This is a genomic window from Helicobacter sp. WB40 (assembly GCF_027859275.1).
Taxonomy (GTDB): domain Bacteria; phylum Campylobacterota; class Campylobacteria; order Campylobacterales; family Helicobacteraceae; genus Helicobacter_D; species Helicobacter_D ibis.
In genome coordinates this window covers 1-26,522 of sequence record NZ_JAQHXS010000009.1, presented here as the reverse complement: position 1 = coordinate 26,522, position 26,522 = coordinate 1, and the positions used below count along the sequence as shown (strand labels likewise).

27 protein-coding genes and 4 tRNA genes are annotated in these 26,522 nt (G+C 32.9%); 17 read left to right on the top strand and 14 right to left on the bottom strand.

The genetic code is table 11. From position 1 onward, the window contains the following. The first annotated feature begins 116 nt into the window (after positions 1-116). Positions 117-977, top strand: a complete 861-nt coding sequence (locus PF022_RS07275; protein ID WP_407081418.1) for an HDOD domain-containing protein — start codon at positions 117-119, stop codon at positions 975-977. An 80-nt stretch (positions 978-1,057) separates the two neighbouring features. Here PF022_RS07275 and PF022_RS07270 read toward each other — a convergent pair whose 3' ends face one another. Further along, positions 1,058-1,654, bottom strand: coding sequence for a peroxiredoxin (locus PF022_RS07270; RefSeq protein ID WP_271021835.1), 597 nt, complete (start codon positions 1,652-1,654; stop codon positions 1,058-1,060). A gap of 201 nt (positions 1,655-1,855) precedes the next feature. Between PF022_RS07270 and metK the strand changes: the two genes are divergently transcribed. Next, positions 1,856-3,013, top strand: a complete 1,158-nt coding sequence (gene metK / locus PF022_RS07265; protein ID WP_271021834.1) for a methionine adenosyltransferase — start codon at positions 1,856-1,858, stop codon at positions 3,011-3,013. 7 nt (positions 3,014-3,020) lie between these two features. On the opposite strand, the gene PF022_RS07260 is transcribed toward metK, so the two are convergent. Next, positions 3,021-3,155, bottom strand: a complete 135-nt coding sequence (locus PF022_RS07260) for a hypothetical protein (protein WP_271021833.1) — start codon at positions 3,153-3,155, stop codon at positions 3,021-3,023. Then, a complete protein-coding gene (gene ileS, locus PF022_RS07255) occupies positions 3,146-5,914 on the bottom strand; it encodes an isoleucine--tRNA ligase (protein WP_271023360.1) in 2,769 nt (922 codons plus the stop codon). The genes PF022_RS07260 and ileS overlap by 10 nt, the downstream gene beginning before the upstream one ends. 111 nt (positions 5,915-6,025) lie before the next feature. On the opposite strand from ileS, the gene PF022_RS07250 reads away from it, so the two are divergent. From PF022_RS07250 to PF022_RS07235, 4 genes are all read left to right on the top strand, one after another. Further along, complete coding sequence (locus tag PF022_RS07250) at positions 6,026-6,331, top strand: hypothetical protein (RefSeq protein ID WP_271023358.1); 306 nt, start codon at positions 6,026-6,028, stop codon at positions 6,329-6,331. 10 nt (positions 6,332-6,341) lie between these two features. Next, positions 6,342-8,249 (top strand): hypothetical protein, encoded by a 1,908-nt coding sequence (locus PF022_RS07245; RefSeq protein WP_271023357.1) that lies wholly within the window; start codon positions 6,342-6,344, stop codon positions 8,247-8,249. Positions 8,250-8,343: 94 nt separating this feature from the next. Continuing rightward, positions 8,344-9,573, top strand: a complete 1,230-nt coding sequence (locus PF022_RS07240; RefSeq protein WP_271021829.1) for a malic enzyme-like NAD(P)-binding protein — start codon at positions 8,344-8,346, stop codon at positions 9,571-9,573. Further along, positions 9,573-9,782, top strand: coding sequence for a hypothetical protein (locus tag PF022_RS07235; RefSeq protein ID WP_271023356.1), 210 nt, complete (start codon positions 9,573-9,575; stop codon positions 9,780-9,782). Before PF022_RS07240 ends, PF022_RS07235 begins: the two co-directional genes overlap by 1 nt. On the opposite strand, the gene dapF is transcribed toward PF022_RS07235, so the two are convergent. The 4 genes from dapF to accB all read right to left on the bottom strand — a co-directional run bounded on the left by dapF (position 9,766) and on the right by accB (position 13,188). Continuing rightward, positions 9,766-10,515, bottom strand: a complete 750-nt coding sequence (gene dapF / locus PF022_RS07230; RefSeq protein ID WP_271021827.1) for a diaminopimelate epimerase — start codon at positions 10,513-10,515, stop codon at positions 9,766-9,768. The two genes, PF022_RS07235 and dapF, sit on opposite strands and share 17 nt — an antisense overlap. 37 nt (positions 10,516-10,552) lie before the next feature. After that, positions 10,553-11,305 (bottom strand): flagellin, encoded by a 753-nt coding sequence (locus PF022_RS07225; protein WP_271021826.1) that lies wholly within the window; start codon positions 11,303-11,305, stop codon positions 10,553-10,555. 75 nt (positions 11,306-11,380) lie between these two features. After that, entirely contained in the window at positions 11,381-12,727 is a 1,347-nt protein-coding gene (locus tag PF022_RS07220) for an acetyl-CoA carboxylase biotin carboxylase subunit (RefSeq protein WP_271023355.1), read from the bottom strand. Continuing rightward, complete coding sequence (gene accB, locus PF022_RS07215; protein WP_271021824.1) at positions 12,727-13,188, bottom strand: acetyl-CoA carboxylase biotin carboxyl carrier protein; 462 nt, start codon at positions 13,186-13,188, stop codon at positions 12,727-12,729. The genes PF022_RS07220 and accB overlap by 1 nt, the downstream gene beginning before the upstream one ends. A 71-nt stretch (positions 13,189-13,259) precedes the next feature. Between accB and dcd the strand changes: the two genes are divergently transcribed. Continuing rightward, complete coding sequence (dcd, locus tag PF022_RS07210) at positions 13,260-13,820, top strand: dCTP deaminase (protein ID WP_271021823.1); 561 nt, start codon at positions 13,260-13,262, stop codon at positions 13,818-13,820. 24 nt (positions 13,821-13,844) lie between these two features. On the opposite strand, the gene PF022_RS07205 is transcribed toward dcd, so the two are convergent. Continuing rightward, positions 13,845-14,924, bottom strand: coding sequence for an FUSC family protein (locus tag PF022_RS07205; protein WP_271023353.1), 1,080 nt, complete (start codon positions 14,922-14,924; stop codon positions 13,845-13,847). An 87-nt stretch (positions 14,925-15,011) separates the two neighbouring features. Here PF022_RS07205 and PF022_RS07200 point away from each other — a divergent pair, with 87 nt between their 5' ends. The 6 genes from PF022_RS07200 to PF022_RS07175 are packed head-to-tail and all read left to right on the top strand — an operon-like array spanning position 15,012 to position 19,175. Further along, a complete protein-coding gene (locus tag PF022_RS07200) occupies positions 15,012-15,416 on the top strand; it encodes a DUF1090 family protein (protein WP_271023352.1) in 405 nt (134 codons plus the stop codon). After that, entirely contained in the window at positions 15,391-16,098 is a 708-nt protein-coding gene (locus PF022_RS07195; RefSeq protein WP_271021820.1) for a triose-phosphate isomerase, read from the top strand. Before PF022_RS07200 ends, PF022_RS07195 begins: the two co-directional genes overlap by 26 nt. Beyond that, the gene (gene fabI / locus PF022_RS07190) at positions 16,099-16,920 is read left to right on the top strand and encodes an enoyl-ACP reductase FabI (protein WP_271023350.1); all 822 of its coding nucleotides are present in this window, start codon (positions 16,099-16,101) and stop codon (positions 16,918-16,920) included. It abuts the gene before it with no gap. 9 nt (positions 16,921-16,929) lie between these two features. Beyond that, positions 16,930-17,196, top strand: coding sequence for a flagellar biosynthesis protein FliQ (gene fliQ / locus PF022_RS07185; RefSeq protein WP_271021818.1), 267 nt, complete (start codon positions 16,930-16,932; stop codon positions 17,194-17,196). Continuing rightward, entirely contained in the window at positions 17,196-18,023 is an 828-nt protein-coding gene (locus PF022_RS07180) for a UDP-N-acetylmuramate dehydrogenase (RefSeq protein ID WP_271023348.1), read from the top strand. The genes fliQ and PF022_RS07180 overlap by 1 nt, the downstream gene beginning before the upstream one ends. Further along, on the top strand, positions 18,024-19,175 hold the full coding sequence (locus tag PF022_RS07175) for a sugar transporter (RefSeq protein ID WP_271023346.1): 1,152 nt from the start codon (positions 18,024-18,026) through the stop codon (positions 19,173-19,175). On the opposite strand, the gene PF022_RS07170 is transcribed toward PF022_RS07175, so the two are convergent. From PF022_RS07170 to PF022_RS07155, 4 genes are all read right to left on the bottom strand, one after another. Beyond that, positions 19,172-19,489, bottom strand: a complete 318-nt coding sequence (locus PF022_RS07170) for a hypothetical protein (protein WP_271023343.1) — start codon at positions 19,487-19,489, stop codon at positions 19,172-19,174. The two genes, PF022_RS07175 and PF022_RS07170, sit on opposite strands and share 4 nt — an antisense overlap. Before the next feature lie 208 nt (positions 19,490-19,697). Continuing rightward, positions 19,698-21,038 carry a DNA repair protein RadA gene (gene radA / locus PF022_RS07165; protein WP_271023342.1) on the bottom strand — a complete coding sequence of 447 codons (1,341 nt, stop codon included), beginning with the start codon at positions 21,036-21,038 and terminating at the stop codon, positions 19,698-19,700. Continuing rightward, complete coding sequence (gene ftsY / locus PF022_RS07160; RefSeq protein WP_271023341.1) at positions 21,039-21,926, bottom strand: signal recognition particle-docking protein FtsY; 888 nt, start codon at positions 21,924-21,926, stop codon at positions 21,039-21,041. It lies immediately after the preceding gene. Between the two features lie 2 nt (positions 21,927-21,928). Next, entirely contained in the window at positions 21,929-22,504 is a 576-nt protein-coding gene (locus PF022_RS07155; RefSeq protein WP_271021812.1) for a TlpA family protein disulfide reductase, read from the bottom strand. Between the two features lie 122 nt (positions 22,505-22,626). Here PF022_RS07155 and PF022_RS07150 point away from each other — a divergent pair. The 4 genes from PF022_RS07150 to PF022_RS07135 all read left to right on the top strand — a co-directional run bounded on the left by PF022_RS07150 (position 22,627) and on the right by PF022_RS07135 (position 23,013). Next, positions 22,627-22,701 (top strand) — tRNA-Gly (locus tag PF022_RS07150). Between the two features lie 39 nt (positions 22,702-22,740). Continuing rightward, a tRNA-Leu gene (locus PF022_RS07145) sits at positions 22,741-22,827 on the top strand. A gap of 19 nt (positions 22,828-22,846) precedes the next feature. After that, positions 22,847-22,921: transfer RNA gene (locus tag PF022_RS07140), tRNA-Cys, on the top strand. A 4-nt stretch (positions 22,922-22,925) separates the two neighbouring features. Beyond that, positions 22,926-23,013: transfer RNA gene (locus PF022_RS07135), tRNA-Ser, on the top strand. A 306-nt stretch (positions 23,014-23,319) separates the two neighbouring features. On the opposite strand, the gene PF022_RS07130 is transcribed toward PF022_RS07135, so the two are convergent. Beyond that, complete coding sequence (locus PF022_RS07130) at positions 23,320-24,024, bottom strand: SIMPL domain-containing protein (RefSeq protein WP_271021811.1); 705 nt, start codon at positions 24,022-24,024, stop codon at positions 23,320-23,322. Positions 24,025-24,185: 161 nt separating this feature from the next. After that, positions 24,186-26,522, bottom strand: a 2,337-nt coding sequence (locus tag PF022_RS07125; RefSeq protein WP_271023340.1) for an autotransporter outer membrane beta-barrel domain-containing protein, incomplete at its 5' end; no start/stop codon positions are given.

The following is a 26,522-nucleotide window of genomic DNA, read 5'->3' as shown; positions in this document are numbered from 1 at the left end:
TTTTAACACTTTTTGCGAAATAATGACTTATGTTGCAAAACATGCTACAATTGTCAAGTTATATGATTGAAGGATGTAAAACTATAAACATCAATTATGTATTTTTGGAGATACGCATGAACTCGTTATTATTAGAAACCATAAACAATTTGCCTCCGCTTCCTGCAACAGTATCTGAACTTAGGGATTATATAAATACTGCTGGAGATAATTTAGAATTATCAAAAGTTGCAACCATTATCTCAAAAGATCCATTATTAATAGCAGAATTATTAAAACTAGCTAATTCGCCATATTATGGGATTTCAAGACAAATATCAACAATACCACAAGCTGTATCACTACTTGGTGTAAGCAATGTAAAAAATACTATCTTAGCAGATGCTGTGAAGAAAAAATTTGTAGTTGATGTATCGCCTTATGGATTGGATACAGATACATTCTTAAGATATTCAGCAGAAGAAACAGAATTTATTTCAAATTGGCTAAACAAAGAAGATAAAGCATTATCAGACACATTAATACCATGTGCAATGCTATTAAGACTCGGAATGATTTTACTATCTTCAATACTAATAAAGTCAAATAAAGATAAAGAGTTTTTAGCAGAAAATATGAAAAATAATTTCCAAAATATCCATGAGTTAGAGGATAAATATTGCGGGATTGACAGCTTATCATTTTTAGGATTCTTATTTGATTATTGGAAGTTTGATGAAATTCTAATACAAAGCGTGACATATATAAATAATCCACACTCCGCCTCTTCAGAAACTAAAAAAAGTGCATATGCTTTATCTATTATCAATTGTCTATTTGAGCCATACAATCCACTTAGTTCCTTTAATTGCAAAAAAGCAATAGCGCTAATAAAAGAAGCAAAAACACAAAATATAACATTTGATATAGAAAACTTCATGGAAAAGTTACCAAATACTGCAAAAGCAAACTTGCAAAAAGAAGATGAAGAAGTTTAAATAAATATCACATTAAAACAATTAGAGAGAATTATGTAAGCATGGTTGGTTATACCAACCATGCTTTAGCAATCAATTAATTAAAGTTTATCAGCATTTTGTGATAGATACTCAGCAACACCTTTTGCATCAGCCCTCATACCTTTATCACCTTTGTTCCAACCAGCAGGACATACTTCACCATGCTCTTCAAAAAATGTTAATGCATCACACATTCTTAGCATTTCATCCATATTTCTACCTAATGGAAGGTCATTAATTACTGCATGTCTTACAATTTGATTTTTATCAATTAAGAAAGAACCTCTAAGAGCAACAGCTTCATTGATTAGAACTTCATAATCTCTTGAAATTTGCTTTGTAATATCAGATACCATAGGGAATTGAACATTGCCAATACCACCTTGATTCACAGGAGTGTTTTTCCAAGCAAAATGAACTACATCAGAATCAATAGATACACCAATAACATTAAATCCCTTATCAGCGAAATCTTTCACTCTATGATCCATAGCAATTATCTCTGATGGACAAACAAATGTAAAGTCTTTTGGCCAAAAGAATACTACTGCACCATTTCTTCCTAAATTTCTAGAAAGCTCAAAATCTTCAACAATTCTATTATCAGCTAAAACAGCTGGTGCTTTAAAATCTGGGGCTTTTTTAGTTACTAACATTAAAAATCCTTTTAAAATAATTTAGTTGTTGATAAAAACTATCAACATTAAGTTAGATTATATCCAAAAATTATAAATATGAAGTATATAAAACATAAAAAGTTATTTTTCACATTCCATAGGATAAAAATAAAACAAAGCATCACACAATTAAGTTTTATAATGCTATAATCACAAAAATTAAAAATACAAGGTGAATTTATGAAAAATCAATTTCTTTTTACTTCAGAATCTGTAACTGAAGGACATCCAGATAAAATGGCAGACCAAATAAGCGATGCAATACTAGACTACATTATACAAAGAGACCCAAAAGCTAGAGTTGCTTGTGAGACATTGCTATCAAATGGATTTTGCGTAATAGCAGGTGAGCTAAAAACAACAGCATATGCACCAATGCAAGACATTGCTAGAAATGTAATTAGAGATATAGGCTATATAGACGCAAAATATGGCTTTGACTATCATAGTGCTGGTGTTTTAAATGGTATAGGAGAGCAAAGCCCAGATATAAATCAAGGTGTAGATAGAGAAGATGGCGAAATCGGTGCGGGTGATCAAGGACTTATGTTTGGATATGCTTGTAAAGAAACAGATGTATTAATGCCTCTTCCAATATATCTATCTCACAGAATCACAGAAAAACTAGCACAAGTGCGAAAAGATGGCACTCTACCATTCCTAAGACCAGATGGAAAATCACAAGTAACAGTAAAATACGAAAATGGGATTCCAGTTGGCATTGACACAATAGTAGTATCAACACAACATAGCCCAGAAACAATGCAAGAAACACTACACCAAGCAGTAATTGAAGAAGTAATCAAAAAAGCTTTGCCAGAGCAATTTGCAAATGATAATATAAGATATTTTGTAAATCCAACAGGAAAATTTGTAATAGGCGGTCCTCAAGGAGATGCTGGACTAACTGGTAGAAAGATAATTGTAGATACATATGGTGGTAGTTGCCCACATGGTGGTGGTGCATTTAGTGGAAAAGACCCTAGTAAAGTAGATAGAAGCGGTGCTTATGCTATGAGATATGTAGCGAAGAATCTAGTAGCGAGTGGAATCTGTGATAGAGCAACAATACAAATCGCATACGCAATAGGTGTTGTAGAACCTGTATCAATCCTAGTAAATACTCATGGCACTGGAAAGGTAGAAGATTCTAAGATTGAAGAATGTGTAAGAAAGATATTTAGACTAACACCAAAAGGAATAATAGAATCTCTAGATCTACTAAGACCAATATACCAAAAGACTGCAAGTTACGGACATTTCGGAAGAGAATTACCTGAATTTACTTGGGAAAAGACAGACAAAGCAGAAGAAATTAGATCTTATTTCAAAATCTAAACAAGCTCTACTTGTTTAGATTCTTATTTCTTATAAATACATAGCACAAATAAAACAATCCACAAATAATAACCGCACTAAATAATACCTCATCAAGCCCAACGGGCTTAGTAAAATCAAAAAATCCATCTGTTATTTGCATTTTTTACTCAATACCTCATCACATCTAGGGCATGGTTTATCTTCTTCTTTTGATAGATACTGCCAACATCTTGGGCATTTCTTGCCACTTGCCTTTACTATCTTATAATCCATGCCACCACTACTAAAAGTTCCAAGAATCTCTTCATTGCTAGAATTAGTAACATTGCTTACCATAAGCCATAAATGTAACTCTTTAAATGTATTATTTAACGCTAATAAATCAACTTCTAAAGTAGATTTTATTTTTGAATCTTTCTTTAAAATATCTATCTGTTCTAAAAATAAACTTCTAAACTCAAGCAAAGATTCAAAGTTATGACTTGGAGTAGCAAAAGAAGGCATCGGAGAGTAAATAATATCAAATACACTATCTCCACCATTACATAGTTGCAACAATGCCTTGCTTTTGGTATATCCCAATGCTTCATCTATGGTATAAGTCAAAATAGGAGCTAGTAGTGCAAATAATCTACTAGCAATCAATGCCATAACGCTTTGAGAGGCTAATCTTTCTTTTGAATCTATTGCATTGCAATACAAATTATCCTTACAAATATCAAGATAAATTCCACTTAACTCTGCATTTAAGAAATAAGTTAGCTCTTGAATCGCCTTTGCAAACTCATATTCTCCAAGTAAAGCATGTATGCTATCAAAGCATTTCTTAGCAGATTCTAGTATCCACAAATCAATCTCACTAAACTCATAGTAAAGCTCATCTAATCCATTTGTATTGGCAAGCAAGAATCTAATTGTATTTCTTATTTTTCTATAATTTTCACCAACTTGTTTTAATATATTTTTTGAGATTCTTTGGTCATTTTGATAATCACTCATCGCAACCCAAAGTCTAAGTATCTCGCTACCATGCTCTTTTAGAATCTCTTGTGGCGCTATTACATTCCCTTTTGATTTACTCATCTTCTCACCATGTTCGTCCATAGTAAATCCATGAGTTACGATGTTTTTAAATGGTGCTTTATGATTTATAGCACAGCTTATTAGAAGCGAACTTTGGAACCAACCTCTATGCTGATCGCTACCTTCTAAATACATACTAGCAGGATAATTTCCACTATTATAATTTCCGCTTTGCAATACTGCCTTCCATGTGCTACCACTATCAAACCACACATCTAATATATGCTTACTTTTTTCTAGCGTTTGTGCTTTATGCTTCCAAGATTCTGGTAATAATTCCACAATCTCTCTCTCCCACCATGCATCACAACCATCTTTATAAAATATATCTGCTACATAATCAAGCACTTCTTTATCCAAGACTGGCTCACCACTTTCTTTATCGTTAAAAAAAGCTATTGGAACCCCCCAATCCCTCTGCCTTGAGATACACCAATCAGGTCTATTTTCTATCATAGAATAGATTCTATTTTTCCCATGTTCAGGATAGAATCTAGTTTTATCTAGCTCACTTAATGCAATTTCTCTTAAAGTCTTACCCTCAAAAAATGGCTTGTCCATAAGAATAAACCACTGCTTTGTTGCTCTATAAATTACAGGCTTATGTGTTCTCCAACAAAATGGATAAGAATGCACAAACTTTGAACTATGAAGCAAGTTATCACCCAAAAGCTCTAAGATTCTCTCATTTGCCTTAAATATATGCATTCCTATAAATTCATCTACTATATCTTCTTTTAATAATCCTTGTGTTTTTAAAGTATTATCATACAATCCACCATCATCAACAGGCATAATAACTGGTATATCATATTTTAAGCATACATAATAATCATCTTCACCATGCCCCGGAGCACTATGCACAAGCCCACTTCCGCCACTCATTAATACATGCTCACCTAAAATAAGTCTAGAATCTCTATTATTTAGCGGATTAGTAGCTACTAGATTTTCAAAATGGCTTCCTTTATATTCACATAAAATCTCACCTTTTGTAATACCCTTATCAACCATGCTAGATAACAATTCCTTAGCTAAAATATAGCCCTCTTTTGTTATTACATACATTTCATTTGGATTTAGTGCTATTGCTTGATTTGCAGGTAGTGTCCATGGGGTAGTCGTCCAAAATACTGCCTTTATACTATCAATACCACTTATATTTAATTTATCTACTGAATCTTTTTTAAGCTCAAAAGCAACAAAAATCGAATAATCCTCTTTATCTTGATATTCAACTTCAGCTTCAGCTAGAGCACTCTTAGCAGCCCAGCTCCAAAATACAGGCTTACTTCTTTCTAATAAAAGTCCATTTTTAGCTATTTCACACAATGCCTTATATATATCAGCTTCAAATGCAAACTCCATAGTTTTATATGGTTTATCAAAATCACCTACCACACCTAATGATTGAAATTCATCACCTTGAATCTTTACAAAATTAGTAGCCCACTCCCTGCATAGCTCTCTAATTTTAACCTTTGGTAAAGTTTCTTTTTTTCCCTTGCCTATTTTTTCTTCAACCTTTTGTTCTATTGGCAGTCCATGACAATCCCAACCGGGAGTATAATAAACCTTCTTACCATTAAAATAGTGATATTTAACAATAAAATCTTTTAGAATCTTGTTTAAAGAATGCCCTATATGTAAGTGTCCATTGGCATATGGAGGACCATCGTGCAAATTAAATTCTTCACAACCTTGTCTATTTTCTAGCATTTTTGAATAGACTAAATCTTGCTTCCATTTATTATATGTTTTTGGTTCATTTTGTGCGAGATTCCCACGCATTGGAAATTCAGTAGATGGCAATTCTAAAGTATCTTTATAATCCATAAAATATCCTAAAAATAAAATGCCTAGATTCTATAACAATAAGCTTTAAATAAGCATTATTCTAAACAAAATTAAAGTTATTTTTAATATTTTTCCACTACACTTTCTTTTATGAAGAATTTGTTTATTTTATTAACTCTTATTGGATTTGGTTTATTTATAGTTGGATGTGAAGGTGGTGGCAGACAGAGCTTTGGATATAAGAGCTCAAACTGTAATGACATAAAACAGGATTGTCTAAATAAATGTCGCAAGGATAATAAAAGCCAGAAATCATGTCTCACAGAATGTGAGAAAGTTAGAGGAATGTGTGAAGCAGTAAAAACAAAAGGTTGTTTGCAAGATTGCAATATGAAATTTGGCAAAGGCACACAAGAAGCCGAACGATGCAAAAAAAGATGCTCTGGTGAATTATAAGCTTTGAGATATGAAACTTAAACTAGTTATTTTATTTTTCGTTTCATTTCTAATACTAACTCCGCTTGTGCTATTTTCTAGCATAGGCAATAAAATAGTATCTAATATAGCAATCGCAAAGCTTAGCAAAATAACAAATACGCAATGGTATAGCAACTCATTTACACTATCTCCAACATCAATTTTAGTTGATTTTAGTGCTTATGATGGTGCATTAGAACTTTTTTTAAATGTCGAATACTCCCTATTCTTACGCAACATAGATGGAAACTTCTTTATAAATTCCAAAGGATTTAAAGCAACAATCAATAACAAGCAGTATAATGTATCAGAAAACGAGTGGATTGAAGGAAAATTAAGTGGTAAATTTAATAATTACACGATAATTTCGCAAAGCAACTTTCTGCAATCAAATAGCGATATTATAATAAATGGAAATTATCTAAATATAAGCCATCTAACTCTAAGCACCAAAGAGGCTTCTTTATTAGAACTTCTAAAGGTATTGAATCAAAAACAATATAGCGATGGAATCATAACCATGAATGCAGATGTAACCATAAAAGATTCTGTATTTGGTGGCGTTATAAATATGCAAATAGATGGCGGTGAGGCAAATAGAAGTACAATAGAAGAAGAATTCTCAATAAAAATACCAAGAACAAGCTTTGCAGGAGATTTAAAAGCCATAGTTGATAACAATACACTAGAACATGAACTATCAATATACTCAACAATAGGCGATATAACTCTAAATGGAGTTACAAACATACATTCTTTAAACACAAACACACAATTTGACATACAACTTGAAAATATAGCTCCTCTATCTCCATTGTTTAAGGTCCCTTTAAATGGTTATATAAAAAGTAGTGGCACTTCAAAAGGCGATTCTAAAAATATGATGATAGTTGGAGATTTGGGTTTAAAAAACTCAAAGATAAACTATGAACTAAGCTTGAATAATCTAAAGCCAAAAAATCTCATAGCCAATGCTTCACAAATGGATCCAAAAGATATTTTTACTTTATTTAATAAAGAAGCATATTTTGATGGTTCATTGGATTTATCGCTTAATTTAAGGGACTTCAACAATGGAATCTCTGGTGCGATAACGCTAAATAGTGATAGGCTTTTTATAAACAGCCCATTATTAGAAGAGAGAACAAAAATAGGATTCCCATCTAGCTTGTTTAAACTAAGGACAAATATAGATTTAGCAAATGGTAATGGCATAATTAGAAGTAGCCTTAATTCACAAATAGCAAACATAGAATCTGAAAATGGAAAAATAAGCATAAAGCCATTTAACATAGAAATACCACTAAAATTAGAAATAGAAAAGATACAAAATATATCATATAACAATAAAAGTTTGCTAAATGGTCATGTGCAAGCAAATGGCAAACTTACAAACAATGACTTAACCATACAAGGCGATATACTACAAAAAGATTCAAAAAATCCATTTATGCTATCAAACACAAAGCAAGGATTAAACTTAAGGTTAAACAATATAAACACCAAAACAATACAAAACATATTCCCACAAATCCCAAAGATACTAAGTGGCACTGCTAATATGCATCTAAATTTGGATTTAGCAACAAATACAAAAAATATAAATTTTGACATAAATAAAGCAAAGTTTAACAATACAAACTTATCAAAAGAAATAAACAAGCACATAAAGCCACAGCTTACAAATCTGTTATTTAGCGGATATATATATAGCACGATTCAAAACAATACAATACAAAGTAGAATGCAACTAAAGTCTGACAAAATAACGCTAAATTCCCAAAAAATAACAACAAATCTAGATTCTAATAAAATAGATGGAGAAATAACAATAGCCAACAAAAAATATATTATTACAAACACTATAAATAGCCCAAAAATCACAATATATAAATGATGCATCAAACAATAAAGTAAAGAGTATTTTAAACTTGAATTTATCTTTTTTTAGATTAAATTTTACAATTTTTAACACTTGAAAGAGACCTAATATGAAAGATTTAGAAAAATTAAATAAAGATGCACTTATTTATCATCAAGGTGGCAAGGTAGCAATAAGCCCAAAGACTAAACTAGACAATGAAAATGATTTATCTTTAGCATACTCACCCGGTGTAGCTGCACCATGTAAAGAAATACAAAAAAACCCGCAATTGGCATATGACTATACTTCAAAAGGAAATTTAGTAGCGGTAATATCAAATGGAACTGCCGTGCTTGGGCTTGGAGACATAGGAGCTCTAGCTGGTAAGCCTGTAATGGAAGGTAAAGCTGTGCTATTTAAGAAATTTGCAGATATAGATGCCTTTGATATCGAAGTAGATGAAACAGATCCAGATAAATTTATAGATATAATAAGAGCTATTGCACCAACTTTTGGAGGAATAAACCTAGAAGACATAAAAGCCCCAGAATGCTTCTATATAGAAAAGAAATTAAAAGAGATTCTAAATATACCAATTATGCACGATGACCAACATGGAACTGCCATAATAAGCACAGCAGGTATTATCAATGGTGCAAAAATAGCAAATAAAAGCATAGAATCTCTAAAAATAGTAGTAATAGGTGCTGGTGGTGCTGCTATTGCATGCGCTAAAATGGCAAAACAACTAGGGGCAAAAGAGATTATAATGTTTGATAGCAAAGGTGCTATAACAACAAATAGAAAAGATCTAAATAGTGCAAAAAAAGAATTCGCCACAGATAGAGAAATAAATAGCTACAAAGAAGCATTAGATGGTGCTGATGTGTTACTTGGGCTATCAAGGGCTAATATCCTTAAGGCTACGGATATAGAAAATATGAATGAAAATCCTATGATTTTTGTGATGAGCAATCCAGATCCAGAAATAGATCCGCTACTAGCAAGACAAGCAAGACCAGATGCCATAATTGCAACAGGTAGAAGCGATTATCCAAACCAAATCAATAATGTATTAGGATTCCCATATATCTTCAAAGGTGCATTAATGGTTCAAGCAAGAAGCATAAATGAAGAAATGAAAATGGTTGCTGCTAATGCATTAGCTGAACTTGCACAAAAAGAAATACCACAAGACCTAAAAGAAGAGCTAGAAAAGATTCATAATAGAAAATTTGAATTTGGCAAGGAATACATAATACCTTCTCCATTTGACACAAGACTAAAAGAGTATGTATCAAATGCAGTTGCACAATCTGCGATAAATAGCGGTGTAGCTAGAAAAAAGAATCTTTAATGGAAGAATTCCAATATAAGCTAACAATGTTTGGTTTTAGTGCATTATGCGAAGATATAGAGGAAGTAGAGAGGCGACTATCCCTCTACCCTGCTGAAAGATACGATTTAGAAAATGGCGATGAATGCTTTTTAATAGACTTACAAACAAGAGAAAAATACGAAATAATATTAAATAAAGATAGATTCACAATCAAATTTCATAACTAAAATCACAAACTTTTCTAACCTCACCTTTTAAAAATAAACTTTTATTATCCTCTCTTAGATAAACTAGCTCTTTGCTTGCCGGTTTAAAGGCTTGCATATTCATTGCACAACCTTCTAATAAAAGTCTATAAAACATAGCAGCCATACCAGTCCCACAAGCTAGAGTTTCACCCTCTACTCCACGCTCAAATGTGCGTATTGAAATATACTTACACTCAATTTTTGCTACATTTACATTAGCATTGTATTTGTGTCTTAATTCTGACATTACTGACGAATCTAACTCAAAAATGTCATCTCCAAAAGTTACTAAATGCGGAACGCCTGTATCTATAAGCCACCAAGATGAGTTAGCCTCTAATATATTCTTATCTATGATATTGGCAATTCCAAGCTCACTTTCGACCATATTATTATCTACTCTAATGTTGATGACACCAGCACCACTTAAGAATCTATGATTCTTATCTGTAAGATTCATACTTACAGCATATGCACCAGCAGCTCTACTACCATTACCACACATACTAGCCACGCTACCATCTTGATTATAAAATTCCCACTCATAATCATAGCTATCATGCGGTTTTAGAACAATAAGTCCATCAGCACCGATTCCTTCATGCCTATTGCAAATCTTTTGTGCTAATTTAGAATATGGAATAACATTGTGTTTAAATAAATGGGTAATTATAAAGTCATTGCCACTAGCAGAATACTTACTAAAAAACATAACAACACTCGCAAATAGCCCAAAAAGGGCTATGAAATTAACCTAATAGGGAATTGAATTTATTTTGAAGATATTGTGCATTAAATGAAGCTACATACAATGAAGCATTTTCTTTTAATTTAGCAGTGTTTAGCTCATTGTAATTTTCAGCAATATCATTGTCTTGCAAATTGCTTTCAGCAGATCTTAGATTAACAACCGTATTCATATCGCTATTAATTGTAGATTCAATACGATTCATAACAGCACCAATATCGCCTCTTTTTGAGCTGACATTACTTATAAAGTCCAAAATGCTTTGTTGGTTTGTAACTTGCAAACTAGAAGTATTTGGTGATTGCAAACTAAAGTCTATAGGACCACTACCAAGCATGAAGCTCATTTGACCACCAAAAACATTCTTTCCATTAAATGTAGCTTGAGAGATAGAATCATTCATTGATTGTGTTAATGCTTGAGATTCGCTCTCAATCATTGCTCTTTGATCACTATTTAACGCAGGATTCCCCAAAGCAACTGAAAGCTCGTTCATTCTAATAGCAGAATTAGAAATTTCTGATAATGCACCATCAGCAATTTGTAGCACACCTAGTGCATCATTTGCATTTCTAATACCTTGAGACATAGAATTTGCTTGTGCTAATAACTCATTAGCAATAGCTAAAGAAGCACCATCAATAGCTTCTATTGGTCTAGGAGATGCAATTTTTTTAATAGACTCTTTTTCTTCTTCTTTGGCTTTATTTATAGATACCAAACTTTCATTTATACCAGTATTTCCAATTTTCATAATATCTCCTTTCAATTTAATTTACTTCCTTGTTAAATATTATACTACAAATATCAAGCATTTTTCATTCCACTTTTATGACTTTTGCTCCAAATATTTAGTATGTATCACACCTCTTACAAAATCATCATTTTTCATCATTTCTTTATGAAAATCTATAGTAGTCTTTATGCCTTCTATGCAAAATTCATCTAATGCTCTTTTCATTCTTGATATTGCTTCATTGCGATTCTTGCCCCATACGATAAGCTTACCAATCATGGAATCATAGAACATAGGCACATTATATCCAGCATAAGCATGAGTATCTATTCTTACATTATTTCCACCAGGTGATATCCATTTTGTTATTTTCCCAGCAGATGGATAGAATTTCACAGGATCTTCTGCTGTGATTCTGCATTCAATAGCACAACCATTAAATCTTATATCATCTTGCTTTGGTAGTTCTTTGTCTTCTGCAATATTTATCATAAGCTCGATTATATCAAGCCCACTTACAAGCTCACTTACAGGGTGCTCAACTTGCAACCTTGTATTCATCTCCATAAAATAAAAATTTTGATTAGAATCTAGCAAAAACTCGTAAGTTCCAGCACCGACATATTTTATAGCCTTAGTTGCAGTAATTGCAGTTTGCAGAAGTTTTTCTCTTGTTTGTGGTTCCAAAGTTGGTGCAGGAGATTCTTCAATTAACTTTTGATGTCTTCGTTGCAATGAACAATCCCTCTCGCCCACATGCAAGACATTTCCATGCTTATCTGCTAGAATCTGAACCTCTATGTGCTTTGGCTTATCAATGAATTTCTCCATATAAATTGTGCCATCACCAAATGCACTAATAGCCTCACTTTCAGCTGCCAGGAATGCATTAAACATATTTTCTTCACTATCAACAATCCTCATTCCTCTACCACCACCACCGGCTGCTGCTTTTAGTATCACAGGATAACCCATTTCATTTGCTAATTTTTTGGCTTCTTCTTTTGAGGATACTGCACCATCACTTCCTGGTATTACAGGCACTCCAGCATTTTTCATTACTTCTTTTGCTTTACTTTTATCACTCATTAGCGCCATTACATCAGAATTTGGACCTATGAACTCTATATTATGATGTTTGCAAATTTCTACAAAGTTTTGATTCTCGCTCAAAAATCCATATCCCGGAAAGATTGCATCTGCGTTAAAAAGCTCCGCTGCAGAAATAATTGCAGGTATATTTAAATAAGATTCACTGCTTTTATCACCACCAATACACACCTTCGCATCGGCTAAATCTAGGTAATGAACATCTTTATCAGCAGTAGAATACACCGCTATAGCTCTCTTTCCCATTTCTTTTATTGTTCTTATAGCACGCAATGCTATCTCACCACGATTAGCTACCAAAATGGTATTAATCTCTCGCTTTAAAGACATTAGATTTTCTCCACTACAAATAATGGCATATTGTATTCTACAGGTTGTGCATCGCTTGGCAATATCTCTTTTATCACACAATCAAACTCTGCTTCAATTTCATTCATAATTTTCATAGCTTCAATAATTGCTAAAGTTTGACCTTTTTTAACCTTATCGCCTACATTTACATAAGCTGGTGCATTTGGAGAAGGACATCTATAAAATGTCCCAACCATAGGAGAGTTTATAGTCTCACCACTTATAGTTTTGGGAGCAGATTCTGCACTAGGAGACTTTATTTCACTTGGTATCGCTTGTGGTTGTGGAGCTTGTGCTACACTTGCTGGGATTATTGCTTGTGGAGCTACTTTACCACCCTTTTCTAGCTTAATTTTAGAATCTTCTTTTGTAATACTAAGAGAGCTAAGAGAGCTTGAATCAAAAATTTTAATTAACTCTTTTATTTCTTTGAAATCCATAACTAGCCTTTTTCATGTAATTCTTTTGCTATAATAGCACAAAATGATAGTAAAAAACTTTAAGGCAAATTATGGGATTAAAAGAAGATAGCTGGATAAGAGAAATGGCACTAAAACACAAGATGATAGAGCCATTTTGTGAAAATCAAGTAGGAAAAGGCGTTGTAAGCTATGGACTATCAAGCTATGGCTACGATATAAGAGTAAGCAATGAATTTAAAATTTTTACAAACATAAATGCTATGGTTGTAGATCCTAAAAACTTTGATTCTGCCAATGTTGTTGATTTCATAGGCGATGTGTGTATTGTCCCTCCAAACTCATTTGCACTAGCAAGGACTATTGAATATTTTAAGATTCCTAGAAATATTTTGGCTATTTGCCTTGGTAAAAGCACCTATGCAAGATGTGGGATAATCGTAAATGTCACTCCTTTTGAACCAGAATTTGAAGGACATATAACAATAGAAATAAGCAATACAACGCCACTACCTGCAAAAATATATGCAAATGAGGGAATTGCACAAGTTCTATTTTTACAAGGAGATAAGGATTGCGAAGTAAGCTATAAAGATAAAAAAGGCAAGTATCAAGAACAAACTGGAATTACACTACCTAGAATCCTAAAATAGTCTTTGGGATTCTCCCAATCTTGCCTAATCTCTACCAATCCATCTAAAAACAATCCTTCTAGCTACTTTATCTATCACTCCTCTTAATGCACTCCAATGCATAAATGCTCCTCCAAGCAATCCAATTAAGCTACCAATTACAATATCAAACACTCTAGATTTGATAATCAAATCAGGGTCATAATTCATAAAGCTAGACACCTCTGCTAAATATGTAGAATAAGGCGTTAGAAACACCATAGCTAAGGCATAATTTCTAACTACTAAAAACTCTCCACAAAACATAAAAAACATCATAAGCAAAGCAAAATATATGGGAGGGAGTGAAAAATGCAATAAAAAATACGAAAAGCAAACACCTACAATAGTGCCTAGAATTCTTTGAAATTGCTTGACCCATATTTGCTTAAATGTAACAGCGGTTAAAACTGCAGCACAAGAGATTCCAACCCAATATCCTCTATCAAGCTCAAAAAAGCTCTGCAAATACATAGAAAACGCAACAAAAAAGGCAATAATTATTGGATCAATAACAATAACTCCAAATCCAAACTCTCCAAGCTTTGGCACTGGCTTGGGAGAATGATGAAAGACATATATAACAACTAAAGAGTAAAGCAATACCATAACATTGGCAAGCATAGTGCCTAAGGCAACAAGTCCTATGGCAAATGGATAATCTTTAATATCAAAATGTATATAAGTCCCTAAAATTGCAGCAAATGTAAAAAAGAAAAAACCCGGAGCACCTATGCTAAAATACCTAACAACTTGAGCACTAATCATCGTAACAAAAAAAATTATAATAGGTATCAAAAATGGAAAAGACTGCCCAATAAGCCCTAAAGCAAAAGAAGTAGTCATACCAAATGCACAACAAAAACAAACAACCATTTTATGATAAATAGGCGTATCTTGCACATATAAAAAAATATTTGCGCCTATTATTGCTACAAGTCCTAAATCTGGTCTATTAAAATAACCCGCAATAAACAAAATAATACCAACACCAAGCCCAGCAAAAAATGGCATTTGCCAAAGTCTATCACTCTTATTCCATGTAAAAATCAATTTTACACTTTCAATTATTTTATTGTATTGCATGGCGCAACCTTGCTTTTTGCACCATTATAACACCAAATATTGATATAATTACAAAATCTAGCACCAAACATAAAAGGAGGACTTACCATGAATAAAATTGTTATGACTTTTACAATGTCTTTATTGTCTCTTAATGCAGGAAATTTATGTGATATAAAAACCAAAATAATAGAACAAAAAATAAACATAGCAAAACAATCAAATCTAAAATACACCAAAGAAAAGCTAACAATAGCACTAAACAATCATCTAAAATATTGTAACGATAAAGATATAATAGAAAATCAACAAAAAACAATCAATAAACTAAAGGATAAATTAGAAGATAAAGAATATGACTTGCAAAAGGCAAAATTCAAAGGCAAAGATATGGATAAAATATCAAAACTAGAACAAAAAGTTCTTGATATAAAAAGAGAATTAAACTTAGAAATATCTATATTAGAGCTATTAAAAAAGGAAGTAAATGAAAATAATAGCAAGCAACTTTAAAACTAATCACACAAGAAAAAGCACACAAGAATTCATAACAAAACTAGATGAATCTCTAAGTCAAGATTCAAACAATAGAGTTTTTGTATTCCCTCCTAATACAGCACTCCTAGAAGATAGTTTCAAAAATCTAACAATAGGCTCTCAAAATGCCTATCCAATAGAAAGTGGGTCAGTTACAGGAGAAATAGGGCTAAATCAACTACAAGAATTTAATATAAATACAATTCTAATAGGACATAGTGAGAGAAGAGAGATTATAAAAGAAAGCCAAGAAATTTGCATTGAAAAATTTAACTTTTTTAAACAATATGGATTTACCATAATATACTGCATAGGAGAGAATCTAAAAACCAAGCAAAATGGACTAGATTCTACTTTAAGCTTCTTAGAATCTGAACTTTTAGGAATTGATATAAATTATGATAAATTGATTATCGCTTATGAGCCAATATGGGCGATAGGCACTGGAGTTAGTGCAACTTGCAGTGATATAGAAAATGTGCATAGTAAATTAAAACAAAAATTAGGTAAGATTCCACTTCTTTATGGAGGGAGCGTAAAGCCAGATAATACAAAAGATATACTAAGCATAAGTGGAGTTGATGGAATCTTAGTTGGCAGTGCTAGCTGGGAACTAGGAAGCTTTTGTAAAATTTTGGAAAATTCTAAGGAGTGTTAAATGATAATGCAAGGCAAAAAGGGACTTATAGTAGGAGTTGCTAATAACAAATCAATAGCATATGGGATAACAAAGGCATGCAAAGAGCAAGGTGCAACAATAGCTCTAACATACCTAAATGAACAATTAGAAAAAAGAGTAAGACCAATAGCAGAAGAAATTGGGGATTCTAAATATGTATATGAACTAGATGTAAGCAAAAAAGAACATTTTGAGAAGCTAAAACAACAAATACAAAAAGATTTCGGCAAACTTGACTTTATCGTGCATAGCGTAGCATTTGCACCAAAAGATGCACTAGATGGTAGCTTTCTTAATACAAGCAAGGAAGCATTCAACACAGCTATGGGGATATCTGTGTATTCTCTAATAGAGCTATGCAGGGAATTTGAGCCACTACTAAATGATAATGCTTCAATTTTAACTCTAAGCTACTTAGGAAGTGTAAAGCATGTAGCACACTATAATGTAATGGGGGTTGCAAAAGCGGCACTAGAATCTAGTGTGAGATATTTAGCACATGATTTAGGAGCTAGAGGCATAAGAGTAAATGCAATTTCAGCAGGACCAATAAAAACACTAGCAGCAAGCGGTATTGGTGATTTTAGATTCATATTAAAATGGAATGAACTAAATTCTCCTTTAAGAAAAAATGTAAGCATAGAGGAAGTTGGAAACTCTGCTATGTATTTATTATCTCCTCTATCAAGTGCGGTCACTGGAGAGATTCATTATGTTGATTGTGGATACAATATAATGGGAATGTGTGCAGTAGAAGAAAGAGATGGCAAAGCATCAATGGTTTGGGAACTAGACAAATAAAGGAAAGGTATGGAAGCACAGCTTATGAATCTAGCAATAGAAACCTACAAAATAACATTAATATTATCGTTACCTATGTTGCTTGTAGGACTAGTTGTTGGTTTATTAATAAGCATATTCCAGGCTACCACTCAAATAAACGAAATGACACTTACATTTGTTCCAAAGATTCTAGCAGTTATTGTTGTGATAATCTTTACAATGCCATGGATGCTAAATATGCTACTTGACTTTACTGCTAGAATCTTTAACATGATGCCAACTTTTATTTTTTAATGCAAAAAAAACAAATAGACTTCTCAAAATACACAAGCATAAAAATAGGCTCTATAAATGAAGTAACAATAATAGAATCTCCGCTTGATTACTATGAGATTCTAAATACTTACAAAACTCCAAAAATCATAGGTTTTGCAAATAATTTGCTAGTTGCACCAAATACAAATGAACTAATAAAATTAGGAAATGAGTTTGACTATATAAAAGATTGTGAAGACTACCTAGAAGTAGGAGCAAATACAAAAAGTGGCAGACTATTTTCTTATGCAAAGAAAAACAATCTATCTGGTTTTGAAATTTTATGTGGTTTGCCCGGTTCAATTGGTGGGATTATAAAAATGAATGCAGGTTTAAAGGAATATGAGATAAAGAAGAATCTTTTAGGAATCTTAAGCATAAAAGATTCTCGCAAGTTAGAGTTTATAGATTATAAACTACTAAACTTAGGATATAGAACAAGCAATATAAATTCTCTTATCTTTGCAGGAATCTTCAAAAAAGAAGTTGGCTTTAATGAATCTTTAGTGCCATTATTTAGGCAAATGAGGAGTAATCAGCCAAAAGAACCAAGCTTTGGGAGCTGTTTTAAAAATCCACCAAATAACTTTGCAGGGAAGATAATAGAAGAATGCGGACTAAAAGGAATTGGTTTTGGCAAGAATAAATCATTAATGTTTAGCCCAAAACATGCAAATTTTTTAATAAATCTAGGGGATTCATCGTTTTTTGACGCAATAGAGCTAATAAGTCTAGCAAAACAAAAAGCACTAGAGATTCACAAAATACAACTACAAGAAGAAGTCCAAATATTACAAGGAGAATGATTGAAAGCATATATCGGCGTTTTGGCAATTAGCTTTGCAGCATTTGTATTAAATACTTCAGAGTTTGTGCCAATAGGTATTTTAAGTCTAATAGCAAATGATTTTGGGATTGGCGAGAGAGAATCAGGACTGCTAATTACAATATATGCGTGGGTTGTAGCATTAGCTTCATTACCACTTATGCTTACATTTTCAAAAATGGAGCTAAAAAAGTTGCTCTTAGGGGTTATTTTAGTCTTTGCAATAGCACATATAATATCTTTTATATCCACAAATTACACAACACTAATGATATCTAGAATCATAGTTGCACTATCTCATGCTATATTTTGGTCTATTGCTACCCCAATGGCAGTCAAAGCAGCTCCTAAAGGTAAAGAATCTCTTGCTTTAAGCATGGTGGTTAGTGGCTCTGCAATAGCATTTGTAGCAGGGCTACCAATAGGCAGAACAATAGGCTTGTATCTAGGCTGGAGAGTTACATTTTTATGTATAGGAATAGTAGCGTTTTTAGTATTTTTTGCAATCTTAAAGACATTCCCAAAAATGCCAAGTGCAGGTGCTATAAAGCTAAGAGATATGCCAGAGATTCTAAAAGCTCCAAATTTAATCACTATCTATATAATTACTGCAACAATAATAACGGCACACTTTAGTGCATATAGCTATATAGAACCATTTTTTGCACAAATTGCATACTTTAACAATCAAGTAATAACCATAATGCTATCACTATATGGGATTATGGGATTTGTTAGCAGTGTGATATTTACTAAATACTACAAAAAAAATGAAAAAATATTTCCATACATTGCATTATTTGGGATTATGCTAAGTTTAATCCTACTAGCAGTTTCTGCGAAGAATCCTATAGCTTTAGTTAGTCTATGTATTGTATGGAGCTTATGCATAATGCTCTTTGCCCTAACTTTCCAATCACTAGTTATAAACTCTGTTACAAAAGGCACACCCGTTGCTATGTCAATGTTTTCTGGGATTTATAATATAGGCATAGGAGGAGGAGCATTTGTCGGAGGTATAGTAGTAGAGAGGGCTTCAATTGGACTAATTGGCTATGCAGGAGGTGCTATTGCCTTACTTAGTGTGATTTACTTTCTTATAAGACCAATTAAATCTAGCCAACAGCACTAAGCTGTTAGCTCCAAACCTGCACTATCATTTCCTTTTGGCAATTTAGTTTCTACATTCTCATCTACACCTACTTCATCGTTTGCTTCCTTACTTTCTTTTGTAGAATTTGCCTTGCTTTCTTCTTTTTGTAATTTTTCATCTTGTTTTTCTTTAGAATATATAAGAAACCTACTCTCTTGTTGTTTAATTAAGCTTAGAATCTCACTTTGACTCATAGGCTTATCACTCATCATAACTGTCGCATAAATACCTTTAAAAGCTTTAGAAATATTCCATAGTAATCCTTTAGCATGGATTTTAAATAAAACTACCAACAAATACCAAGATATTTACAAGCTACATCTTGCAATATTAGGTTGCTTATCTGTTTGACAATTTCCATAAAAGGTGCAATTAATAGCAAATGAATTTGTAGCCAAAACAAACATTAACATGGATACTGAAATAATTTTTTTCATAATTTACTTCTTATAAATAGTATTACCATACATACTACATCAACAAATATAAATTATAAAAAATTTACATCCAATCAACTATCTTAGTAACCTCACATACTTCAAAGCATTTTATAGTGCTATTTTGTGGTTTTTTAGGCAGTATTGCTTTATCTATACCTAGAGATTGTGCTTCTTTTAGTCGTTGTTCTATATTTGGGACATCTCTAATATCACCAACCAAGCTAACCTCACCAATAAACACGCTAGAATTTGATATCACTCTATTTCTAAAGCTAGAAATAATTGCAGCAACAATTGCTAAGTCTGCAGAAGTCTCTACAATTTTAATCCCACCAGTAACATTAATAAAAACATCATATCTATTTAGCGGAATCTCAAGCTTCCTCTCCAAGAGTGCTAAAATCATATTTAGCCTATTACTATCAAACCCAGTTGATGAACGCTTAGGCATACCATAAGCACAATCACTAACTAACGCTTGAACTTCTAGCACCAATGCCCTACTACCTTCTAGCACTACACTTAATGCACTGCCTGGACTTGCTCCTTTAGAGGCAAAAAACATCTTTGAAGCCTCTTTTGCACCAACTAACCCATTTCTTTTCATCTCAAAAATACCAACCTCACTAGTATTTCCAAAACGATTCTTAAACCCTCTTAAAAATCTAAGCTCCCTACTTGAATCCCCCTCAAAATACAACACACAATCAACCATATGTTCTAAGATTCTAGGACCTGCAATAGAGCCATCTTTTGTAATATGTCCGATTATAAAAATACTTATTTGCAAACTTTTTGCAAGTCGCATAAGCTCAAATGTAACTTCTCTAACCTGCGATACACTACCTGCACTAGAGCTTATTTTTTCACTATATATAGTTTGGATACTATCTATTACAAGCATGCTAAACTTATTTTGATTGGCTTTAATAGCACTAATTATATCTTCTAGCTTTATTTCATTTAATAAATACAAATTATCATCTAATGCATCTAATCTCTCTGCCCTCATTCTTATTTGAGATGCACTCTCCTCGCCACTTACATACAATACGGATTTATTATTTTTTGCTAAATTACTTGATATTTTAAGTAGCAAAGTTGATTTGCCAACTCCGGGGCTTCCACCAACCAAATATAGCCCACCAAGCACGATTCCACCACCAAGCACTATATCAAACTCACTCTCACATGAGCTAAACCTTATATATTCTTCATCTTTTATTTCTGTTATTGGAGTAATTTTTACATCTAAAGGAGTAGTGCCAAAGGCTTGTATATGCTCATCTTTTAATTCTAAAAAACTATCCCAAGCATTACAATTAGAGCATTTACCAAGCCACTTTGAACTTTGGAATCCACAATGCTGACATTCATAAATTACTACTTTTTTCTTTGCCATTTAGTTGCCATATATTGAATCTAAAATAGTATTTATATACTCACTCTCATCAAACTCTACCAAATCATCAGCACCCTCTCCTACGCCAATGTATAACACAGGCACTCTTAGAGTATGTATAATGCTAAATATAGCCCCACCCTTACTTGTGCCATCAAGCTTGGTTATGATAACACCATTTACACCATTTAGTGTTTGGCTAAATATCTTTGCTTGTTCTATTGCTGAAGTGCCTTGAGTGCCATCTAGTATTAGTATTTTCCTATGTGGTGAGCCTTCTTTTGCTTTGTTGCAGATTCTCATTATTTTTTCTAATTCTTGTTGTAAATTACTTTGATTGTGCAATCTTCCTGCAGTATCTATTATTACATTATCTATATTTTTTGCCACTGCAGAACTTATAGTATCAAAGGCGACCGCACTAGGATCATGTCCTTGTTTAGAAGCTATTACAGGAATCTTTAGCCTATCTCCCCATAATTGCAACTGCTCAATTGCAGCAGCACGAAATGTATCTCCAGCCCCTAAAATGACGCTATTTCCATTCTTTTTATATAAATTTGCAAGTTTTGCTATTGTGGTTGTTTTACCAGCTCCATTTACCCCAACTATCAAATCCACAAAAGGCTTAGCTTCTACTTTAACTTCCTTTACCTTATCATAATAGCTCTCTCCGCGGAATAACCTAAGCAATGCAACTTCAAGTTCATTTTTACTTATCTCATCACCAAGAGGAGAGAGTATTAGCTCGACTAATTCATAATCCATATCAGTAGATATCAAAATTTCCTCAAGCTCATCTTTGCTTAGCTTTTTCTTGGCTTTTGGTATTAGCTCTTTTATATTTTCTGTTGTTTTTTGCAGAGTTTTTTTAAAGATTCCAAACATATCTATCCTTGATTATCTTTATTTAATAATTGTGTAATGTCAAATTCAAGCATTTCTTCAGGTATAGCACCCAAATAATCAATAACATATGATCCATTATCATATAAAGCTAGTAACGGTATTCCTTCTATATTTTGCAAGTATTCCAACAACTCAAGCCTAAAATTATCAACAATGATTGGCATTTTAATTTCATTGCTATTTACAAACAGCATAACACTACTTTCAAAATTCTCAATTTCTCCAACAAAATCATCAATAGGGATTCCATAAATCTTGACTTTGTTATCAAATTGCATAGACAATCTTTCCATATGTGGCATAACACCCAAACAAGGCTCACACCAAGTAGTAAAGAAAAACAACAAAACAATCTCGCTACTTCCTTTAACTTCTAAATTTTCTAATAAATTATCGCTTGTTGCTTGTATCTGCTTTATCTCTACCTTTTCACCATTATTTGCACTTAATGTGAGATTTATTAATTTTTCACTTTTGATTTGTGCATCATCTATATCTTTTCTTGTATCACAACCAACAATCATAAAAATCATAAACAACATAACAATTAATTTCATATCATAAACCTAAAAAATAAAATTTGCCGATTCTAACATTTTTTGTAAAATTTACTATTAAATGTAAAATTTTATAAAATTTTAAAAAAACCATAGCTATAATCACATTTCTTTTTTAATTTGCGGGAGTAGCTCAGTGGTAGAGCACAACCTTGCCAAGGTTGGGGCCGCGGGTTCGATCCCCGTCTCCCGCTCCATAATCATAAAAAGTATAAGTTTTTATTTTATGTTTATAAGCCCAGGTGGTGGAATGGTAGACACAAGGGACTTAAAATCCCTCGGACATTGCGTCCGTGCCGGTTCAAGTCCGGCTCTGGGCACCACTTATTTTGTTGTTTTGTTGGCGACATAGCCAAGCGGTAAGGCATGGGCCTGCAAAGCCTTGATTCCCCAGTTCGAATCTGGGTGTCGCCTCCATTATCGGGAGATGGCTGAGTGGTCGAAAGCGGCGGTCTTGAAAACCGTTGAGGGTCACACCTCCGGGGGTTCGAATCCCTCTCTCCCGGCCACTTTATTTTCACACTTTATTTTCATTGTTCTCTAGCATTGTTCAAGCACAACAAGTAAAGTCAATACAAAAGTAAAAAGAAAAGATTCAAGCGATATTACAAAATGCTAAATTTTGTTTGTATTGAAATATAAAACTTTAACTATTATTTGCTAGAGCAAACCAAAATATAAACGCTTCTTATTAAGTATTTTATGTAGATATAGTGGAAGCAGACATCACTCCCACTAACAAACTAAAGACAAAAGCCAAACAAAGCTTTTATAGCTTATTTAGATTAAAGCATACTAACAAACACAAGAACAACTTAATCTTTTAAATAGTATTCAATAGTAGATACAACCCTTATAGTCTTTATATGCTTTGTATTTTTATCTCTATTTTGTATGCTAAATTGACCTTGAGAAGCTTTCTTTATCTTACCTAGACTGCTATTAGAATCTTGTGCAAACTTACTTGCAACTTCTCTTGCATTATTTGTAGCCTCCTCTATCATCAAAGGCTTTATATCATTTAGTTTTGTATATAAATATTCTATTTCATAATTATTAATTTGTATGATAACGCCTTGTTTGCTCAAACTTGATAAATTATTCATCACATCTCTTGCAAGTTTTATTTTATCAGTATATAGAGTAAGTCCACCAGAACCATCATATCTATACGCAATTTGAGCGTCGCTATTATATGAATTACCTATTTTGTCATTTATAGTATTTGGCATAAAGGTTATTTCATCATTACTAAAGCCAGATTCAAGCAAAAAGTTATAAATTTTCTTAGAATCACTCTCTAGCTCTATTGATAAAGCGTTTAAATCATTACTGGCTTTGCTAAATTGTATCGGCAAGACAATAATATCTGCTTCCACTTCCCTTTGACTTAGCCCCTTAACAATAACACTTCTTTCTTTAGATAGAAACTCCTCTCCAAGTTTCAGACCACCAAAAAAGACTACTATACTACCAATTATAAATGCTAATCCCAATATAAAAGCACTACTTCTAGACATAAAAACTCCATTTTCTCTAAATTAAAACTTGATTTTACAACAAAAAATAAAAAGAGTGTTAATTCTAAAAGCTAAGATCCAACTTAGTGTTGAAGCTTAGACTTTTAAGAAAGAAGATTGTGAAGAATTGAATTTATTCCTCCCTTAGAGGGAAGAATTGCTTACCACCACATACCTAGTCTTAATAGACCTGAGTGAGATGATGTATCGCTTGAATAGTTACCATTGTAGTTTAGAGAAACTTCAACATTATTAGTAATCATATAGCTTAGACCACCCTGAACATATTGATATGTGCTTGGTAGATCAACTGTTTGGCTAATGTGATTATTGTCAATTCTTACAGCTGTATCAATATCACCTGTGAAGTTGTTTTTGATACCTGCACCGAAATTTGTGCTAAATACTGGTGACCATTGAGCTAACCAGTTAAATCCTATTTTACCTTGTAATAGATTTGCATCGCTTTCTTCATAATATTGATTGCCTATTACAAAACTATCAGTATTTAATCTATCATAGCTTATACCAATTTCTGGTGAAATTACATGAGCATCTGTTAGATAGAAATTGATACCTAAATCAGCGCCAGCACCAAAGTTAGCACTATCTACGCTTGCATCACCAGTTCCACTTCCTGCTGTTGTGCTTCTTGAAACATCTGAACTAATTAACGCAGCTTTAGCTATAGCTTTTACATAGTATTCTCTGCTTTCTGTTCCACCTAATACTTTATAGTAGTTTAGACCACCATAGAATGTTAAGTCATCTTGGTTGTATGATGTAAATCTAGCACTTGTATCATAGCTACCACTTTCAAATCCAAAGAAGATACCAACGATACCTGCATCATATAGATTCTTTTGAGCACCAGCAACAAGACCATAAGTGTTACCTTTTAGGTTTTCAAATCCACCTTGTAGATCCATGCTATCAGCTGTATAGTAAGGTATCGCATAGAAATATGTATCTCTATTTGATGTCGCACTATATGCATCTGTAGAGATTTGAGCATATTTAGCTAGGTTTTCAAAATTAACATCACTATCATTGTAGCTAACTTGTTGTGTTCTACTTGTTTGATCAATTGTAGCTTGGATAGCTGTTGTTGTAATTGAATCAATAAATAGAGATCTTCTAGCACTAACATTTGTTAAACCTTGAGCCAAGATAGCACCTGCACCATTTGCTACATCTACACCAATTGAGAAACCTCTTACTCTCTTTCCATCACCATTTTCAGAAGTTATTGTATCAATGAATGTATCACTAATAGTGTATAGATCATCTTGGATTGCTAAGTTAGCAGATGTTAGACCTCTACCACCATTAACACTTGAAGCACCACTATCTAATTCATATACTAGTGTTCCATTGCCACTACCATTGTCTTTAATGGTCCATTCAGCAGAACCTATACCTGTTAATAGACCGTTATTATCAACACCATATACTAGATTATCCATATTATATACTTGACCTATTTCAAAGCCTTGAGTTGATAGATCTAGCACTATAGAATTATTTAGGAAGTTTACATTTTCAAACTTACCTTCATTACTTGTAGATACATAGATATGTGAATTAGCATTCATCTTATTTGAATCTGTATTAGCACCAGAACCAATAGTTGTAAATACCCACTTACCTTTTGGAGTTGCAACATCTGCACCACTACCTGTATCACCACCACTTCCATCTGTTGGAGGAGTTACTTCTGCAGGAATAAATGTGCCTGATAGATATCTTTCATCACTTACTCTGTATGTATATCCAGGAGTGTTGTTAAATGTTGATGTGCTTTCATTTAGAGTTAGTTTCCAAGATTCAATATTAACACTTGCATCTGCACCGTCAACACCAATTTGAGATTGTTTATAGTTTTTAACATTAACTAGTCCAGTATTGTTAATAGAAATAGCTGCACCACCGCTAGCTAGAAGGATAGCACCTGAACCATTTTGAGAGCCAGTAATTACTCCAGAGTTATTTACTCTTACACCATTGTTTAATGATATAGAATTTGCACTATTTGCTAAAGCAATTGTTCCTTTGTTATCTAGAAGCTTATCGATTGTTCCAGTTCCAGCATATACGATTGAACCTGTCTCATAGTTTCTTAGATTGTCGATTGTGTTATTGTTAGTTAAACCAACTTTACCAGTATCAACATTTCCAAGTGTAGAGTAGTTGTTTAAGTTTACAATTGAACCAGAACCATTAGCTATAGTTATACCATTTGTAATTGTTCCGTAGTTGTTAAGAGTTCCAATATGACCACCACTATTGCCACCAACTAATATTTCACCAATTGAACCTGTTTCATAGTTAGTAAGCGTATTAATAGTTGCAACAGAAGAAGCATCCAGTTTGCCACCATTTAAAGTAATTTTTCCAGTAATTGTTCCTGAGTTATTAAGGGTTCCAATACCATTTCCACTAACATCAGTTAGGTTGATATTACCATTAATGCTTCCAGTATTATTAAGTGTAGCTAT